Origin of the sequence: Tessaracoccus caeni, assembly GCF_029211185.1 — a bacterium.
GTDB classification, from domain to species: domain Bacteria; phylum Actinomycetota; class Actinomycetes; order Propionibacteriales; family Propionibacteriaceae; genus Arachnia; species Arachnia caeni.
In genome coordinates this window covers 100,220-116,985 of record NZ_JARGDO010000013.1, presented here as the reverse complement: position 1 = coordinate 116,985, position 16,766 = coordinate 100,220, and the positions used below count along the sequence as shown (strand labels likewise).

Annotated in this window: 14 protein-coding genes and 3 pseudogenes; 3 read left to right on the top strand and 14 right to left on the bottom strand. The window is 68.7% G+C overall.

Features of this window, described 5'->3' with window-relative positions:
- The 13 genes and pseudogenes from P0D62_RS12670 to P0D62_RS12615 all read right to left on the bottom strand — a co-directional run.
- Positions 1–355, bottom strand: a pseudogene (locus P0D62_RS12670) (hypothetical protein); the annotation flags it as partial.
- Between the two features lie 172 nt (positions 356–527).
- Positions 528–2,147: a peptidoglycan DD-metalloendopeptidase family protein gene (locus P0D62_RS12665; protein WP_275702909.1), complete on the bottom strand. Its 1,620-nt coding sequence runs from the start codon at positions 2,145–2,147 to the stop codon at positions 528–530.
- A 12-nt stretch (positions 2,148–2,159) separates the two neighbouring features.
- Positions 2,160–2,858, bottom strand: coding sequence for a hypothetical protein (locus P0D62_RS12660; RefSeq protein WP_144317192.1), 699 nt, complete (start codon positions 2,856–2,858; stop codon positions 2,160–2,162).
- Positions 2,859–2,937: 79 nt separating this feature from the next.
- Complete coding sequence (locus P0D62_RS12655; RefSeq protein ID WP_144317191.1) at positions 2,938–4,017, bottom strand: ParB N-terminal domain-containing protein; 1,080 nt, start codon at positions 4,015–4,017, stop codon at positions 2,938–2,940.
- Positions 4,014–4,877, bottom strand: coding sequence for a hypothetical protein (locus P0D62_RS12650; protein WP_144317190.1), 864 nt, complete (start codon positions 4,875–4,877; stop codon positions 4,014–4,016). Before P0D62_RS12650 ends, P0D62_RS12655 begins: the two co-directional genes overlap by 4 nt.
- Positions 4,878–4,957: 80 nt before the next feature.
- Positions 4,958–5,398, bottom strand: coding sequence for a hypothetical protein (locus tag P0D62_RS12645; protein ID WP_144317189.1), 441 nt, complete (start codon positions 5,396–5,398; stop codon positions 4,958–4,960).
- Entirely contained in the window at positions 5,395–6,072 is a 678-nt protein-coding gene (locus P0D62_RS12640) for a DUF2637 domain-containing protein (RefSeq protein WP_186366106.1), read from the bottom strand. Before P0D62_RS12640 ends, P0D62_RS12645 begins: the two co-directional genes overlap by 4 nt.
- Positions 6,069–6,965, bottom strand: coding sequence for a bifunctional DNA primase/polymerase (locus P0D62_RS12635; RefSeq protein WP_144317188.1), 897 nt, complete (start codon positions 6,963–6,965; stop codon positions 6,069–6,071). Before P0D62_RS12635 ends, P0D62_RS12640 begins: the two co-directional genes overlap by 4 nt.
- Positions 6,965–8,050, bottom strand: coding sequence for an ArdC-like ssDNA-binding domain-containing protein (locus P0D62_RS12630; protein WP_144317187.1), 1,086 nt, complete (start codon positions 8,048–8,050; stop codon positions 6,965–6,967). Before P0D62_RS12630 ends, P0D62_RS12635 begins: the two co-directional genes overlap by 1 nt.
- 243 nt (positions 8,051–8,293) lie before the next feature.
- The gene (locus tag P0D62_RS12625; protein WP_259801350.1) at positions 8,294–8,992 is read right to left on the bottom strand and encodes an AraC family transcriptional regulator; all 699 of its coding nucleotides are present in this window, start codon (positions 8,990–8,992) and stop codon (positions 8,294–8,296) included.
- Between the two features lie 390 nt (positions 8,993–9,382).
- A pseudogene (locus tag P0D62_RS19190) lies at positions 9,383–9,646 on the bottom strand (DUF3817 domain-containing protein); the annotation flags it as partial.
- Positions 9,647–9,855: 209 nt separating this feature from the next.
- Complete coding sequence (locus P0D62_RS12620; RefSeq protein WP_275702904.1) at positions 9,856–11,379, bottom strand: MFS transporter; 1,524 nt, start codon at positions 11,377–11,379, stop codon at positions 9,856–9,858.
- A 73-nt stretch (positions 11,380–11,452) separates the two neighbouring features.
- Positions 11,453–12,022, bottom strand: a complete 570-nt coding sequence (locus tag P0D62_RS12615) for a TetR/AcrR family transcriptional regulator (RefSeq protein ID WP_259804121.1) — start codon at positions 12,020–12,022, stop codon at positions 11,453–11,455.
- 91 nt (positions 12,023–12,113) lie between these two features.
- On the opposite strand from P0D62_RS12615, the gene P0D62_RS12610 reads away from it, so the two are divergent.
- Together P0D62_RS12610 and P0D62_RS12605 are read left to right on the top strand one after the other, a co-directional pair.
- Positions 12,114–12,482: a hypothetical protein gene (locus tag P0D62_RS12610; protein ID WP_144317182.1), complete on the top strand. Its 369-nt coding sequence runs from the start codon at positions 12,114–12,116 to the stop codon at positions 12,480–12,482.
- Positions 12,475–12,693 carry a COX15/CtaA family protein gene (locus P0D62_RS12605; protein ID WP_376783098.1) on the top strand — a complete coding sequence of 73 codons (219 nt, stop codon included), beginning with the start codon at positions 12,475–12,477 and terminating at the stop codon, positions 12,691–12,693. The genes P0D62_RS12610 and P0D62_RS12605 overlap by 8 nt, the downstream gene beginning before the upstream one ends.
- A 33-nt stretch (positions 12,694–12,726) precedes the next feature.
- Here P0D62_RS12605 and P0D62_RS12600 read toward each other — a convergent pair.
- A pseudogene (locus tag P0D62_RS12600) lies at positions 12,727–12,921 on the bottom strand (DNA cytosine methyltransferase); the annotation flags it as partial.
- Positions 12,922–13,176: 255 nt separating this feature from the next.
- Between P0D62_RS12600 and mobF the strand changes: the two are divergent.
- Positions 13,177–16,728, top strand: coding sequence for a MobF family relaxase (gene mobF / locus P0D62_RS12595; protein WP_259914337.1), 3,552 nt, complete (start codon positions 13,177–13,179; stop codon positions 16,726–16,728).
- Positions 16,729–16,766 lie beyond the last annotated feature (38 nt).

The following is a 16,766-nucleotide window of genomic DNA, read 5'->3' as shown; positions in this document are numbered from 1 at the left end:
CGATCCAGCCGTAGCGGCGGTCGGTCAGGTAGTCGCAGAACAACGCGACCGCGTTCTGATACGAGCGGATCGTGCCGTGCGAGCACGGCTTGTCGCCGGAGACCAGCTCGGTCGTCCACTCCTCGACGTCGGCGGGCGACCACTCCCACGGCAAGCTCCCGCAGAACCCCGCGAACCGGCGCACCTGCGACAAGCGCGCCCCGATCGTCTTGGGGTTCAGCATCCGTGAGACCTGCTGCGCCGACCAGCCCGTGAGCATGTCATCGAAGACCTGCTCCGCCGGACGCAGCAACGCCACGTTGCCCGCCCGCAACGCCGTCACCGATCCGGCGCGGTTCCCGTCCTCGAAGTCCACCCCAACAGTCTTACATCTAATGTATGAAAAGCACATCTAACGTAAGACTTGGTGCGTTTCCCCTGGTCAAGAGCCAGGTTCAAGGCTCAGATCAGTGACCCCTGATACCCTTGTTTGACCAGCGAATACGCACGATTCCAGCCGTCGCGGATTACATCTAACGTAATAATTGCTAGTTTTCTCGGACGGTGATGTGCAGGTGGTCGTAGTGCCCGCCTGTGATGTCCGAGGGGTCGTGCATGCCCCCGCCGTTGTAGGGCCGCCAGCCCTCGTCGGCGCGAGCGAGCGACCAGATCTTGCCTTGCCAGATGAGATACTCGACTCCGAGGGCGGCGGCGTTGGCCTGCAGCCAGTTCGTCATCGCCCACCCCGTGTCGAGGGCGGCGCCGGTCGCGGCCGTTCCGATGGTGTTCCCGAAGGTCACATCGCACGCTCTGCCGAGCGGGTGTTCCGACGAGGTGCCGGGTCGCGGTGACCAGCAGGCCCAGCCGGAGTCGGGAAACGCGGCCCGGGTCTGTGTGAGCAGGTGCTCCATGCGGGCAGTGATCTGGCCGCCGCTCGTCGGATCGTCCCGAAGCTCGTCAGGATCGGTACCTGTGTACGGTGTTGGCGCGGCGATGTTCGGCCCCGGAGCGCAACCTGCGTTTGGTGCCGTGCTCGCGCCGGATTCAGCGGCGCCGTGGTCGGTGAGCCAGGCGTCGGAGTTCACCGGGTCGGCGTCTGCGCCGCCGGGGTGGATTTGCAGGTGCAGGTGAGGGCCGGTGGAGTGTCCCGAGGAGCCGACGTCTCCGATGCGCTGCCCGGCGGTCACGGTGTCGCCTTCTGCGACATGGATGCCGTGCGCCCACATGTGCACGTACATCGACGCGACCCGCTCGCCCCGGACGGTGTGCTCGATGACGATGACCCCGCCTCCTGCGTCGGTGTATCCGGCTCGCACGACGATGCCGTCCGCGACGGCGTAGATGGGGGTGCCGTCGGGGGCGGCGAAGTCGCTGCCTGCGTGGAAGCGGCGTTCGCCGGTGATCGGGTCGTTACGCCATCCGAACGGGCTCGTCCGCGCCCAGGTCCCCTCCGGCAGCGGGAACACGATGCGCGTCGTCTCGGGCACGACGGGCGTCTCGTCCCCGCCATCGTTGCCGGAGGACACGGGACGGGTCAGGGCGGTGAGGATCGCTTCGGCGACCGGCTGGTAGTTCTGATACCGGTCCGGGTAGGCGCTGACCTCGACGGCTTGGGCTGCTTCGCCGGGGTCGAGCTGCTGCCAGCCGGCGATGTCGAGCAGGCCCCGCGGCGATGGGTAGTTCGGGCCCGTGGGGCCACCGTAGAAGGCTCTCGCCTGGTAGCTGGGGTCCATGAGCTCCGCGACTGTGCCCCACCCGCTGACCGGGCGCATCTGAAACAGCCCGAGCGAGTCGTGATCCGAACCCTCGCCGTCGTTGGGGTACTCCGCCGACTCGGGATAGGCGCTCGTGTTGGCGAGCATCCGCAGGGTCGACTCGGTCAGCGCAGCCATCAGCGCGATCAGCACCCCTTCACGTCCGACGCCGGCTGTCTGCCCGCCGACCGTGATGATCGTCGCGGCGTGGGTGAGCTGTTGCCGGTTCAGCGTGACCGTCTCCCCGTTGCGGGTCGTCGCGGTCAGCGAGTCCGGGATCGGGCCGACCGCCAACGAGCCGGGCGTGCAGACGGCGGCGGTCGCAGGTGTTCCGCCGAGCGTGGCGACGCCCAGCAGGATCGTGGACGGCCCCAGGAGCAGCAAGGTGAGGGCGAGGAGCGCGAGCTTCTTCATCACGGCCTCGGCTCAGCGGAGAGGGTTGTCGAGCTGTGAGAGCCGCAGCACCTCACACAACCCCGACCCGGTGCCGCGACCGGGATTGGGCGGGGTGCAGACGAGGAACACAGTGAAGGAGACCGGGCGGGATGCCTCGACGGGGTCGGTGCCCCAGATGCCTTCCCGGTGCCGTGTCCCCGAGATGGTGTACGCGACCGCACCATCAGGTATCTGACCGGGGGCTGCCTGCTCGACGGCGGTCTCCCACGCCTCCGGGACGAACACCTCGTCGAGGGTCAGCCACTGCCGAGTCGCGTAGGTGCGCAGCTGCGCCCACGCATCGTTCGTCGGGATGTAGGCGCGGACGTCACCGACGAAGGCGTCGGCCTCGCTGCCGTGCGCGGCATCCGCGAGCACCTGCGCATAGTCCGATGGCATGTGCCCGGTCGTGGTGTCCCAGGTGAACAGCGCCTCAGCGACCGCTTGGGCGAACGCTTCCGGCCCAAGGTGCTGGTCCAGCGGCTCCAGCTCTGCGACCGAGGTCGGGGCCGGTGTCACGGGCGCGGCGGTGGAAGGTCGTTCGTTCGGCGTCGAGGCCGACGGGGCGGCGGGGCCGCGGACGAGGCCGTAGATGCCGACTCCGACGAGCAAGAGCAGAGCGAGGCCGCCAGCGGTGGCGGCGATCAGCAGGCGACGACGGCGACGGTCATCAGACGTGGCGGGGTCCATGAGCACGGGTCCTTCCCGGACGGCAACAACGGATGCGTGGTTGCCAGGAAGGTGCGCACCACCGCACCCGCCCCGCGGTTCAGGCGATGTGCTCGGCCCTGTCTTGCCGTGCCGCGCGTGCGGCGTCGGTGAACGCGATGGTCCCGGCGATGGTCTCCTCGAACCGTGCCCACTGTTCAGCGGTGAGGGCTGGGCCGACGTCGGCGGGGTCGTAGTGGGTCCACCATTCGGCCATGTCGTCCCAGGTGGCCAGGAACGCGGTCAGCGGGAACGGCACCGGCTCCCCGGTGTTCACCGCCGTCAGCGCGGGCCGCGCTGGCTTCTTCTCCCCGGAGGCCTTGGCTGCTTTGACGCGGGCGAGCGCGGCCTTTGCCAGCTGCTCCAACTCCGCCGCCCTCGCCTCCTGCTCCGCCGCACGCACCGCATCCGCCTCGACCCGTGCTCGTTCGCGCACCTCGACGGACTGGGCGGGATCCGCGGCGAGCTGGTTGAGCTCCGCCAGCGACAGCTCGGCATTCACGCGCAGGTGCGAGGGATAGACGCTCCCACCTGCCTTGATCCGCTCGACCTCCTCTGCCGCACGCGCCCGTACCGGTTCCGGCTGCGACTCGTCCGCGGCCAGGTCCTCCAACCGGCCGATGCGCTCCAACGTCGTATAGGACGCGCGGCCAGTCACCATCCGCGCAGCCTGAGCGCGAGCCTTGCCTTGCTCGAACTGCGGTGGTGCCAAATTGGCACCACCGTCTTCTGCGTCGTCTGCGGTCGTCTGGAACCGGGTGGCCTCCTGGCGGCGGGCGGCGTCTTCGGCGAGCAGGGTCTTGAGTTCGCGGTAGAGGGCTGCGGCTTCGAGCTGGGTGAGCGGCTTGTGCAGGACGTTCTCGTCTTGTTCGGCGAGGAGTTGCCCGAGCCGGTCGGAGATCCCGGACCGTACCCAGACGTTGACGGTCTTGATGCCCAGGAGTTTCAGCGCCGCGAGGCGCCGCGCGCCGCAGATCAGGTGCCCGTCGAGGGTGATCGTGATGGGCTGCAAGAGCCCGTTGCGGCGGATCGACTCCACCAACGGGGCAAGGTCGCCGTGGTCTTGCCGGTGCCGGCGGCCGACGATGATGGAGTCGACCGCGCGCTCCAGCTCGATGTGGCCCGCCGGCACCGTGCTCATGACTCCTCGCCCCCTGCCAGGCGCGGGGCGGCGAGCCCGGCAGTGATCACGAGGTCGTCGTCGGTGAGGAGTGCGCGCAGGGGTTGGCCGATCAGGAGCCGCACGAGCAACCCGCGCCCAGCGTTCGTATGCGCGAGGGTCGGGTCGGGGGTGCCGAGCACGATCCGCAGCAGCGCCGTCCACGACGCACCCGGCAGGTCCAGGAGGGCGCGGGCCTGCCGGTCACGGCGCAGCACCTCGAACGCCGACGCCCGCGACGGCGACCCCGCCAACCTGGTGGTGATGTACTCGACCGCAGCCCGGGCTGTCGAGGGTTCCCAGCCGACCCACGAGAGGAACGCGATCGTGTCCTCGACGGCGGCGGTGACGTTCATCGCCCGCTCCCGCACCGGACGCTCATCGTCCGGGTCCTCGTCGGGGTCGGTGAAGGGGTCGAAGCAGAACGCGGGGTGGTAGTCGGGCAGGGGGTTCTCGCGGTCGCTGAATCGTTCGGCGTCGTGGAACACCGAATACTTCGGGCGACGGGCCTGATGCACGGAGCACAGCAGTCCGTTGCCGCGTTCCTCGGCGGTGCAGGTCACCTGCACCGCCCGCGTCACCACCGCCCACGGGTCATCCGCCCGCCGCGTCGCAGTTCCCCGCATCGCCTCGAACGCCGCCGAAGCCGCCTCCCACGGGTCGAGGCCGTGCTTGCGGGCGAGAGCGGCGTACTTGTTCGCGGCGTGCTCCATCAGCGCCGCCGCCTCCGGGTCACGCTGCCACGCCCCACGCCCCGCCTGATGGAGCCGATTCAGCAGGGCGCGCAGCGCCTCGGAGTCCTCGAAACGATTCCGCCTGTCACGGTCTGATGCAGTCTGCATGGGAGCACCTCCTGACAGGCAGGTGCGCACACGCTCCCCAGCAGGCGCGCTCAGACGTTGGCTGGGGGCGTGCATGGCGGTTACCCGAGCCCGATCCCGGAGCGCGACACCCATGAGAACCGCTCCCCGCCACCACGACCGAACGCGGTCACCGGCGGCAGCTTCCGTGCCCGCTCGCTCACGAACCGCGCACCCGACCGTGCCCCGTCACGGGTCGCCCGATACGCCTGACCAGGTACCCGGCGGGCGCGGCGGGCGAGCTCGGCCTGAAAATCGATACCCCGCCCCACTATCCGCGCCGAACGCGACGCCATCAGATCAGTCGGACGCACCCACTCCACACCAGCACGCGCTCTCGTCGCCGCGTCCTTCGCCGTCGAGTCTTTGGCCAGTGACGGGTCGCGGTGCCGGGCCAGCGCCGACGCCTCGCTTTCACGCGGCGTCTCCTCAGCACGGTCATGGTCTCGCTCGTGCAGCGCCGTAGCGGTGGGCTCGACGTACGTGTGCTGGTCGTCGTTCATGGCGTCTCCTGTTCGTCACGGGTGGTGAGTTCGGGGCGTGCGAACCAGCGGCCCACGGTGGAGGGGTGCACGCCGAGGTGCCGGGCGATCGCTTTGTTCGACCAGCCCTCCTCATCTCGCAACCGCCCCGCCACCTCCCGCGCGGGCGTCTGCTCCGACCCCGGTGTGGGAATAACGGCCTGCAGCTCGGACAGACCGCTCTCCGGCGTCGGCTCGTCCTCGTCGGCGAGATGTGGCTTGGCGGCCTCGGAGGCCGGTCGGGTGAGGATGACGGTGAGGTGCGTGATCGCAAGCAGCACCAGCGGCGGCACCGCCGCCACCGACGCCGCCAGCACCCCGGGCACATCGGCATCGGCGGCGACGACGGCATGGATCGCGTTCGCCGTCACCGACACCAGCGCACCCGCAGCGAGCAGCACCCACGGATACCAAGCCGACCGCTGCCGAGCGAGCGCGACGACGGCAACGGTTGCGACGACGATGATCCCGTCCACGATCAGCGGCCACGCCCACGCCTGCCCCGCATCGATCCCGGAGCGGCGGGCAAGGTCCGCCAGAGCGGTGAAGGAGAGCCAGAACGCACCTGCAGCGATGAACACCGTCCCGGCGACCGCCGTCGCCACCGCCACCCGGCCACCCCGCGACCGCACAGGTGCCGGCGCCTGCGGGTTCATGAGAGCACCTGCCCTGCAAGACGCGGCACGCGCCGCAGATCATCGTCCCGTACCACGCTGGATGGTGCGGGTTGGACGTGGGTGGCGCGGTAGGCGGAGCGGATCGTCGTGACGACCTCCCGCGGCGGCAACCCGACCCGCTCACCCGCCGGGGCGAGCGCATCGACCATCTCCGGCAGAGACAACCCCGCCTCCGCGAGGCGGCAGGAGGCCCAGAACAGGCCACGGTTGCGTTCGCCCTCCGCGCGCATGCCCACCCAGTCGGCCAGCCGCTTCGCGTCCTCCGAACGAACAGGGCCCCGCGCCCGATGCACGACGGGCTCGGGACGCGGATCGAGGAAGTCCCGCAGCGCCGCCGCATCCACCGGGCGCGGCTCCCGGTTACCGTGCGCGGTGAGCGAGTACCCGGCCGGGCCGTGGACGGTCATGACGGCGGAGGGAGGGACGATGACGTACCCGCCGGTGCCACGGAAGTCGACACGTGCCGCGGCCGCCTGCCACGACGGCTGCGACCGGCCGGGGTCGGCCGGGTAGTAGAAATGCGCACCACCGGACGGCGTGCGCACCACCGCCACCCACCCCTCCACGAGCCCCGCCCGGCGGGCACGACCGAAGGCGTCGAACCCGTTCCCGTCCGGCTTGCGGTCCACATCCACGACATCGACCCCAGACGCGGTGCCGGTGGGGACGCCGATGTTCGCGGACGGCCAGCGATGCCACCACGCCACAACCTGCGCCAGGTCAACGCTCGCCTCATGGAACCCATGCCGGGTGAGCGGACGCTTCTCGCCCGGCACGCACGGGAACACCGGCACCCCCGCCGCCGCGAGCCGCGCGGCGGCTTGCGGAAGCGGGAGCCCGCTGAGGGAGGCAAGGACGCTGGCGACGCTCATCACAGCCCCCTCACCACGGCATCCGCCGCACGCGAGGAACGCGCTGGCTCGACCAGTGCCGGAACTGTTCGCTCCGCCCCGGCCCCTCGCGACGGGGTGGCGGACTCACGGGTCAGGCCGGGTGGGTCGCCCGTGCCGACCTGGACGGTGTCGAGGGCATCGAGGATCGCCCCGGCGGTCTTGCGGACGCGTTCACCGGTGGCCTGCACGACCTCGGCCGGGTCCTTGTCCTTGACCGTACCCGCCCACCCGGAGATATACGGGATCGTGTAGGCGGTGGTGTCCATGCCGTGCGCGGCACCGATCATCAGCGCCACCGACTCCGCCTCGACTTCACCGATCCCGCGATGCCCGGTCGCATCCGGGTTGTCGGGGCCGTGGAGCTTCACATGTGCGAGTTCGTGCGCGAGTGTCTTCACCTGCGCGGCGTCGTCCATGTTCGACCGCACCGCCACCGTGCGGTTCGTGTAGTCCGTGACACCGTTCGCGCCACGAATCTCCCGCTCATCCGCGACGCGCGTCACCGTGAACCCTTCGGCCTCCACCAAGGAGGCAAGCCCTGCCCACAGCCCGTCGGGCGCCTCGCCTTCCAGGAGCGTCGGGGCAGGGCGCTCGGGCACGGGATCACCGCTGGTCTGCGACACATCCCAGACGTAGGCGGGCTTCGCGCCGACCATCCGGGAACGCACCACCTCGCCGGGCTTCGGCTTCTCGAACCGGCCCAGCCGCCGCCACGACTCAGAATCAGCCGGATTACTCGACGCGAACCGACCCGTCACCGGCGCGAAGATCACATACCCCGCCTGACCCCGCTCCACCTGCCGACCCAGCGACTGCCACTGCTTATAGCCCGCGACATAGGACGGCTCCGGCGACGCGACACGACCCTGCTCGTAAGCATCGAGATGCTGGGCGAGGATCAGCAGCGTGTTGCGGAACGAGCGCGCCCGGAACCGAGCAGCGAACTCCAGCGCACGCTTCCAATCCTCACCCGACACAAGCAGGTCGACCGCAGCCGTCAACCGCTCATGGAGCTGTTCGAGCTTCGCGTCGCGCGTAGCCCGTGCCTCCTCGTCCGTCGCCACCTGTGACCTCCTCCCGGCAAGGCCAACGGCACAAGCCGGTGACCCCTGCGACCATTAGGTGCGCCGGGGAGATCAGGAACGAGACGGACGGAACAGAGCGTGGCGACCGCCAGGCTCCACGATGAACCCGACGTGTCTCATCCGGTTTACCTGCGGTGCGGCGTAGAGTCGAAGTCCTTCAAGTGCTCAGGGTTCACACGACGAGAAGTACGCGACATACGGCGAGTCGAGGGGGTTGACGAGTCAGCCTGCCGGTGAGTGCGGAGGGTTTGCTTGGCGTCCTTCGGGACGCCCGCTGGCGCGGTACTGCGATGGCGTGATGCCGTAGCGGCGGGAGAACCAGCGTGAGGCGACCCGGGGATCGCGCCAGCCGACTGCGCCCGCAGCACGTGCCACAGTCCAGTCAGTCTCATCAATGAGCCGGGTGAACTCTGTCAGCCGTATCTCCGTGAGGTAACGCATCGGTGGAAAGCCGGTACAGGCAACGAACAGGCGGGTTAAGTGAGTACGGGAGACGGCGACGGAACGCGCGAGGGCCGTAGTCGTCCACGACTCAGCCATGCGGTCACGCAGAAGCTGCACTGCACGTCCCACGTGTCCGGCCAAGGAGATCGACATGAGTAGCCCGCCTGCCTGGCTCAACTCAGTACCATCTGAGTTGGCGGCCGCATCCGGCGCGAGGAACGCGGGAGTCACAAGGCCTACCCAACCGGCGAACAGTTCTACGGTACGTACTGCCACCACCTCCGGTGACTTCGTGCCGTTGCCGAGTACGCTCAGCTGCCGCCAGATCGGTTCGACACGGCGCAGGGTAGACACACCAGGATGCAGAACGAGTGGGCTCCCGTCCCAGTCGTGAGGATGCACGCCAGCGCGGAGCCGCGTCTTGTCGGGAAGGAACCATGCCATCTGTTCACGCAAGAAGCGTTCATCGCTGTACACCGCCCAGAGTCGGACGTATTGCCTCGGACGCATCTGGCACCATTCACCAGCTCCTAGAGCCAAGGCCATGCCAGGCATGAGAAGGTACCGGCCCTGTGCCGTCGAGATTTCAGCTGCGCCCTCAAGAATGTGCAGGATCTTTATCTCCGCAGGAATCACTCGCCTGGTCATTGCGCTGCGGGAGATTTCGATCGCCGTCAGAAGCCGTGCGCCGCGATTGATTAACCTCGTGCCGGGGTTGTCTGGTCTCGTAGACGACCCTTCATGTGGATCGCGGTATTCGCTTGCTCTCACAGTTCTCGCGCGTTGTTCCTATGTGCGGGTGACATGGCAACAGCCGCTATCAGCGCAGGGAGTCCTTTCTTAAGACTCTATTGAATGCGGTTGATATCATTTCGTAGAAACGTCTTTTGATGCCTCTTCCTTGGTGAGGGGGTGAGGAGCCGTTGTTTGTACGTGGTTGGCAGGTCGGTTCGCTGTCGAGAGTCGCCCGGTTCTTTCCATCCAGAGGTCGAAGGGGACGGTGAGGAACGGGAGCATCGAGGCGATGATGCCGGTGGGGAGTGCCCACCAGGTCCAGCGGAAGCGGATGGCGGCGGCGACGCAGGCGAGGACGAAGGCGATCCATGCGATTCCGTGCACCCACCCCCCAGATGGTGACGGGTAGGGGGCTGCCGTGGAGGGGGTATTTGATAGCGAGGGCGGTGAGCATGCCGAGCCAGCTGATGCCTTCGATGAGCGCGGTGGTGCGGAAGGCGAGTCGGAAGAAGCGTTCGTTTCGTGAGGGCGTGTGTGTCATTGATGCTCCGCGGCGTGGTTGCGGTGGTGACAATCCATAGGTCGTGATCCTCTTAGCGCGAGGCTTAGTGGGTGTTGTCTTCGTAGGCGGAGGCGGTGCTGCCGGGTCCGTACTGTCGGAGCAGCCACCCGGTGGTGATGACGCCTGCGGCGATCACGACGGCGATGATGATCATGATGGTCGTGTAGCCGCTGTTGAACGCGATAGCGGCGGCGTCGAGCAGGCCCGGATGGTCGCTGGCGAGGTCGCGGGCGGTGGCGATGCTGTCGGCGGCTTCGGCAGGGGCGCCCTGGGGGAGGTGGATGCGGGAGGTGTAGAAGAGGGAGAGGAGGCTGCCGAGGACGGCGACGGCGATGAGGCTGCCGAACTCGTAGGACACTTCCTCGACCGAGGCTGCCATACCGGCCTTGCGTGGGGGGACGTTCCCCACGATCGCGGTCGATGCGACTGACATCGTGGCCCCCAATCCGGCGCCGGTGACGGCGAGCCCGGCCACGAATACCGGGAACGCGGTCTGCACTCCGATGAGGGTGATGATCATGCCGATTGTGGCGAGGGTGAAGCCTCCGCTGATGATGATGCGCAGCCCGAGCCTGTGCAGGAACGCGCCGCCGAGAATCCCGGTGGGCAGAGACCCGATCGCGACAGCGGCCACGAGGAGTCCTGCTTGGAGTGGGGTGAACCCGTCGACGAGTTGGAAGCGTTGCGTGGTGACCAGTTGGATGCCGCCGATGGCGAACATTGCGGTCGCTGCGGTGATGATCCCGGCGCTGAACGCGCGGTTGCGGAACACCCCGAAGTCCAGCAGCGGATCGTTCGAGCGGAGCTGGCGTCTGGTGAACAGGACACCGCCGATGGCCGCGACGACCGTGGCGCCTGCGACGATCGCCCAGTTCTGCGGGGTGTGGGCGGCTTCTTTGATCGCGAGGACCGCGCCGGTGAGGGTGAGGAGGGCGTAGAGGGAGGAGATCGCATCCCACTTCTTCGCCCGGTCCCGGGTTCCTGCAGGGACGACGAGCGGGGTGAGGATGAGGGCTGCGATCACGACGGGGATGTTGATGAGGAACACCGACCCCCACCAGAACCGCTCCAACAGTGCACCCCCGACGATGGGTCCGAGCGCGGCGCCGACCACGGAGATGCTGCCCCAGATCGCGATCGCGATGTTCCGCTCCCGCACGTCATCGAACCCGAGCCGGATCAGCGCGAGAGTGGCGGGCATCATGCACGCCGCCCCCACCGCGAGGAGCGCACGCGCACCGATCAGGACCTCCGGTGTCGGGGAGAACGCGGCCACCAGCGACGCCGCCCCGAAGAGCGTGAGACCGACCAGGAAGAGACGGCGATGCCCGAACCGGTCACCCAAGGTTCCCGACCCCAGCAGCAGGCCCGCCATCACCAGCGGGTAGGCGTTGATGATCCACAGGCCTTGGGAGGCCGACGCGCCCAGGTCCACCGTCAGGGTGGGCAGGGCGGTGTAGAGGATCGAGTTGTCGAGCGTGATCAGCAACAGGCCGAACGCGACAGTCACCAGCAGCACCCACCGCCGCGATGACAGCGATGACGCTTGAGTGTTCACAGTGTTCATGTGCGGGGATGCCTTCTTGTGTCAGGAGTTCTTTCGATCATTGCGCCCGGCCGGTTGCCATAGATTCTTGTGTTCATCGCGCAGAGTCCGTGCTGGTGGTGTCCAGGGAGGCGGCGATGTGTTCCAGGAGCTGCACCCGCAGAGCCTGCGGGATGGGCTCCCCGGTGAGGGCTTCGTAGCTCCACAGCCCGTCGGCGGCCATCCGTGCGGTCAGCATCCGCAGCTCCTCCCGCGGATACCTGTCGTCCACGCCGGGCTGAGGGAGCGGGGTCGTCCACCGCGCGGCCACTTCCGCACAGGGTGCGAAGAGGTCACGGTGCGCGGCGCCGTCAGCCATGAACACCAGTTCCGCGCGGGTCATCGACCGGGCGACCCGCACATACGCCGCCAACCGCTCAGCACGGGTCGCCTCAGAAGCGGGTTTCCCGGCGGCTGAGACCATCTCCTTCTCCCAGTCGGCCGCCAACTGCTCATACACCCCACTCAGCAGTGCCGTCCGGCTCGGGAAGTGATACAGCAGGCCCCCCTTGGTGATGCCCGCCTGCTCGGCGACAGCGTCGATCGTCACCGCAGACAGCCCCTGCTCCTCAGCGACCCGCATCGCCGCCTCGACGATCGCAGACTTCTTACTCGGCCTCACCACCGTGCCGCCTCCTCCGTATCGACGCCGTACCTCACCAACCACTAGACTATACTAAATGGTACAGTAACCGTGTGTGGAGAGGAACGACAGCATGACGAAGTGGACGATCGGGACCGGGGCAGTCGTGACTGTGATCGGGATAGTCGCCTACATCGCGTCGGGGGCATCCAGCCTCACCGCGCTGATCCCCGCAGCCCTCGGCATCCTGCTGGTGATCGCCGGACTCATCTCCCGGAAAGAGGCGGCGCACCGGCACGCGATCCATGCGGCGCTGGCAGTCGCGCTCGTCGGCCTGGCCGGCACGCTCATGAACGTCCTCAAGCTCGGGGAGCTCCTCGGGGGCACCGCAGAGCGCCCTATAGCGGTCATCGCCAGCACCCTGACCTTCGTCGCGCTGCTGGTCTACCTGGTTCTCGGGGTGACCTCGTTCATCCGCGCACGCCGCTACCGCCGTGCCTGAAACCCGCCCCCTCGACACGCCCCACGTCGCCGGGCGGGGCGATGGTTGGCGGGCGCGGCTGTGGGAATGGGTCCGTGCCCGACCGCTCGTGTGGGCGAAGCTCTCCCTGGCCGCGAACATCCTGATCGTCGCGACCGGCGGGGCGGTCAGGCTTACCGCATCCGGGCTGGGCTGCCCGACCTGGCCGCTGTGCACCGAGGACTCCCTCTGAAGCGCCCCGGGTTTCAGTGTTCCAGTCGATGGTGGTGATGTCGCCGAGGTTGGGGGCGTCGGGCCAGTGGTGGGCGAAGACGCGGGCGACGGGCTCGTTGATCTCGGAGAACCAGATCGTGCGGGCGTCGAACACCTCCTCGACAGCGAGGTCGAGTCCGCCGTAGCCGGAGAACAGCGACCCGACCCGCAGGCGGCGGTCGCCCGGTTCGTCGCTGGCGTTCGGCATGAGGACTCCGGCAGATCGGTGATCCCCGGTCGCTGCCTCTGCGAGCGCTGACCGGGCTGGTTATCTGCCAGGTGCTCGCCGCGCCTCCCGCGCCTCCCGTGCCTCCCGTGCCTCGCTGACCGCGCCGCGCCCGGCCTCTGACGGAGCCTTCGTCTCCGCCTCCCTCAGAGCCACCACGCCTCTTGCAGATCGAGGTTGAGCCCGCCTTCGGCGGGCCGCTGCTCACCTCGTGAGCAGGCAGAGAGGGCGGGCCGGATGACGGTTTCGATGCGCGTGATGTCGGCGGGTGACGGGTATAAGTACCTGTTGCGCACTGTCGCGGCCGGCGACGGCGACCGCTCGCTCTCGACTCCGTTGACGCGCTACTACAACGCCGAGGGCACCCCGCCCGGTCGCTGGCTCGGTGCCGGGGTCGCCACACTCGGCGGCGGGCGGATCAGCGTGGGTGATCAGGTCTCCGAAGCCCAGCTCCAGCTGCTGGTCGGCATGGGTCGAGACCCGATCACCGGTGAACCGCTGGGCCGCGCGTACCCCGAATACCGAACCGTGGCCGAGCGGATCGAGGCACGTACCAGTGCGCTTGATCCCGCACTCGGGCCGGCGTCACGCGCGGAGGCGGTCGCGGCCATCGACACGGAGGAGGCCGGGCGCGGGACGCGGCGGGCGGTTGCGGGGTTCGACTTCACGTTCTCGATCCCGAAGTCCGCCAGCGTGCTCTGGGCGGTCGCGGACGCGGGGACGCAGGCGTTGATCGCGGACGCGCATCACGCTGCGGTTGCGGAGGTGGTTGCGTTCATGGAGCGGGAGGTTGCAGCCACCCGCACCGGCGCAACCGACCGCGACGGCGCGGTTGCACAGGTCGACGTCGCAGGTCTGGTCGCCACGGCGTTCGATCACTACGACAGCCGGGCGGGCGACCCGCACCTGCACACGCATGTCGTCATCAGCAACAAGGTGCAGACCGTCCTCGATGGCAAATGGCGGTCGCTGGATGGGCGGCCGATGCACGCCGCCGTGGTCGCCCTCTCCGAGCTGCACGAGGCGGTGTTCGCTGACCACCTCACTCGCTCGTTTGGCGTCTCGTGGGAGGCGCGCGACATGGGCCGCGACCGCAACCCCGCGTGGGCGATCGCCGCGGTGCCCGAGGCGATGGTGAAGGAGTTCTCCACCCGTGCCCGGCACATTGATGCCGAGACCGACCGCCTCATCGGCCAGTACGTCGACGCGCATGGGCGGCGGCCGTCGCCGGCGACGATCATGAAGCTCCGCGCCCAGGCCACCCTCTCGACCCGGCCGGAGAAGGAAGTCCGGTCGCTGGCTGACCTCACCGCCTCCTGGCGGGAACGGGCCGGGCAGGTGCTCGGGTCGGATACGACCTCGTGGGCGCGCGGCGTGACGGCAAACAAGGAGCCGTTGCTGCTGCGCGCGGACGACGTGCCGTTGGATGTGATCGACTCGCTCGGGGCAGACGTTGTGGCTGCGGTCGGTGAGAAGCGATCCACCTGGCATCGCTGGAACCTCACTGCCGAGGCCGCGCGGCAGACGATGGCCTACCGGTTCGCGTCGACAGAGGATCGCGAAGCTATCGTCGGCCTGGTCGTAGACGCCGCCGAAGCCGCTTCGCTGCGCCTGACCCCGCCCGAGCTCGCATCCAGCCCGGCCGCGTTCCGCCGACCGGACGGCACGAGCGTGTTCCGGCCGAAGCACTCCGCGCTGTTCTCCTCCGAGGAGCTGCTGGCCGCCGAAGACCGCCTCCTCGAACGCGCCCACACCACCACCGCACCGACCGTGCCGCTGACCACCGTCGAACGGGTTACGAAGCGGCCCGACAGCAAGGGCCGGATGCTCGGTGACGACCAGGCGGCCGCACTGACGAAGATCGCGCTCTCGGGCCGGGTGGTCGATGTGCTGGTCGGCCCTGCTGGGGCGGGGAAGACCACCGCGATGTCAGCGTTGCGGCGGGCGTGGGAACGCGAGCACGGACGTGGCAGCGTGGTCGGGCTTGCGCCGTCCGCGGTCGCCGCGCAGGTCCTGGCCGATGACCTCGGCATCCAGACCGAGAACACGGCCAAGTGGCTCGACACTCACGACCGCGCCGGCGAGACGTTCCGCAAGGGTCAGCTCGTCATCGTCGACGAGGCATCGCTGGCGGGCACGCTCTCCCTTGACCGCATCACCGCCTTGGCGGCGGAGGCCGGGGCGAAGGTGCTGCTGGTCGGGGACCACGCCCAGCTTCAGTCCGTCACCGCCGGTGGCGCGTTCTCCCTCCTCGTCCACGACCGTGACGACGCCCCGGAGCTGGTCGACGTGCACCGGTTCGTCCACCCGTGGGAGAAGACCGCGTCCCTCGCGCTGCGGCATGGGCGCACCGATGTCATCGACACCTACACCGAACACGGTCGCATCCGAGGTGGTGAGACGGAGGAGATGATCGACGTCGCCTACACCGCCTGGCGCAACGACACACTCGCCGGGCGAGCCAGTGTGCTCGTGACCGCCTCGAACGAGTCCGTCCAGGCGCTCAACAACCGGGCACGCGCTGATCTGATCCTCGACGGCACCGTGAACGCCCGCCGTGAGGTCGAACTGCACGACGGAATGAGGGCTGCGGTCGGGGATACGGTCATCACTCGCCGCAACGACCGCCGCCTCCGCGCGGGACGGTCCTGGGTCCGCAACGGCGATAGGTGGACGGTCACCGAGGTCCGTGACGACGGCGCTCTCACCCTCCGCCGCGCAGGGCGCACGTGGGGCGCCTCGGTCGTGGTCCCGGCCGAGTACGCGGCCGAACACCTCGATCTCGGTTACGCCGTGACGTCATACCGGGCGCAGGGCATCACCGTGGACTCCTCGCACGTCCTGGCGGATGCGTCGATGACCAGAGAGACGTTCTATGTCGCCATGACGAGGGGGCGCGAGCAGAACATCGCCTACGTCGCCGTCGACAAGCCCGACCCCGCCCACGACGGCCCTCGCCCCGGCGACAACACCGAGGCGACAGCCCGGTCCGTGTTGTTCGGGGTGCTGCAGCACGTCGGTGCCGAGCTGTCGGCGCACGAGACGATCACTGCGGAGCAGGACACCTGGGCCTCGATCGCGCAGCTTACCGCCGAGTACGAGACCCTGGCCGCCGCCGCCCAACACGACCGCTGGGCCGCGCTCGTCCGCTCGTCTGGGCTCAGCGACGACGACGCCGAGGACGCGATCGCCTCACCCGCATTCGGAGCGCTGACTGCCGAGCTCCGTCGGGCCGAGGCCAACCAGCACGACGTCGAGACCCTGCTGCCGCGCCTCGTGCGAGCACGCGGGTTCGGGGACGCCGACGACATCGCCGCGGTCCTGCACTACCGTCTTGCCCGCGCGACCGCCAGGCCAGCGGGAGCCGGGCGTGCACGCAGAACACCACGTCTCATCGTGGGCCTCATCCCCGAAGCCACCGGCATCATGCCATCCGAGATGCGGCAAGCGCTGACCGAGCGACGCGACCTCATCGAAGCCCGGGCCGATGCTCTCCTCGACACCGCACTCACCGAGAAACACGAGTGGATCACGAAACTCGGAACCCCACCCAAGACTGCACGAGCGGCCCAGGCATGGCGGAACGCCGCGCGCACCATCGCCGCCTACCGCGACCGCTACGGCATCACCGGACCCGCACCCCTCGGAGCACCCGCCGAAGCCGAGACGCAGAAGATCGACGTCGCCCGCGCCCGTGCTGCGCTTGACCGAACCCGCTCGCTCGAAAGAGAACCGAACAGCGCACGTCAATCGCCTGCTACTACTAGGCCGGTCCGACGCTCCTTGTAGCGCCTGAACGCCAACCTACGAAGCCCGCGACCTGGTAG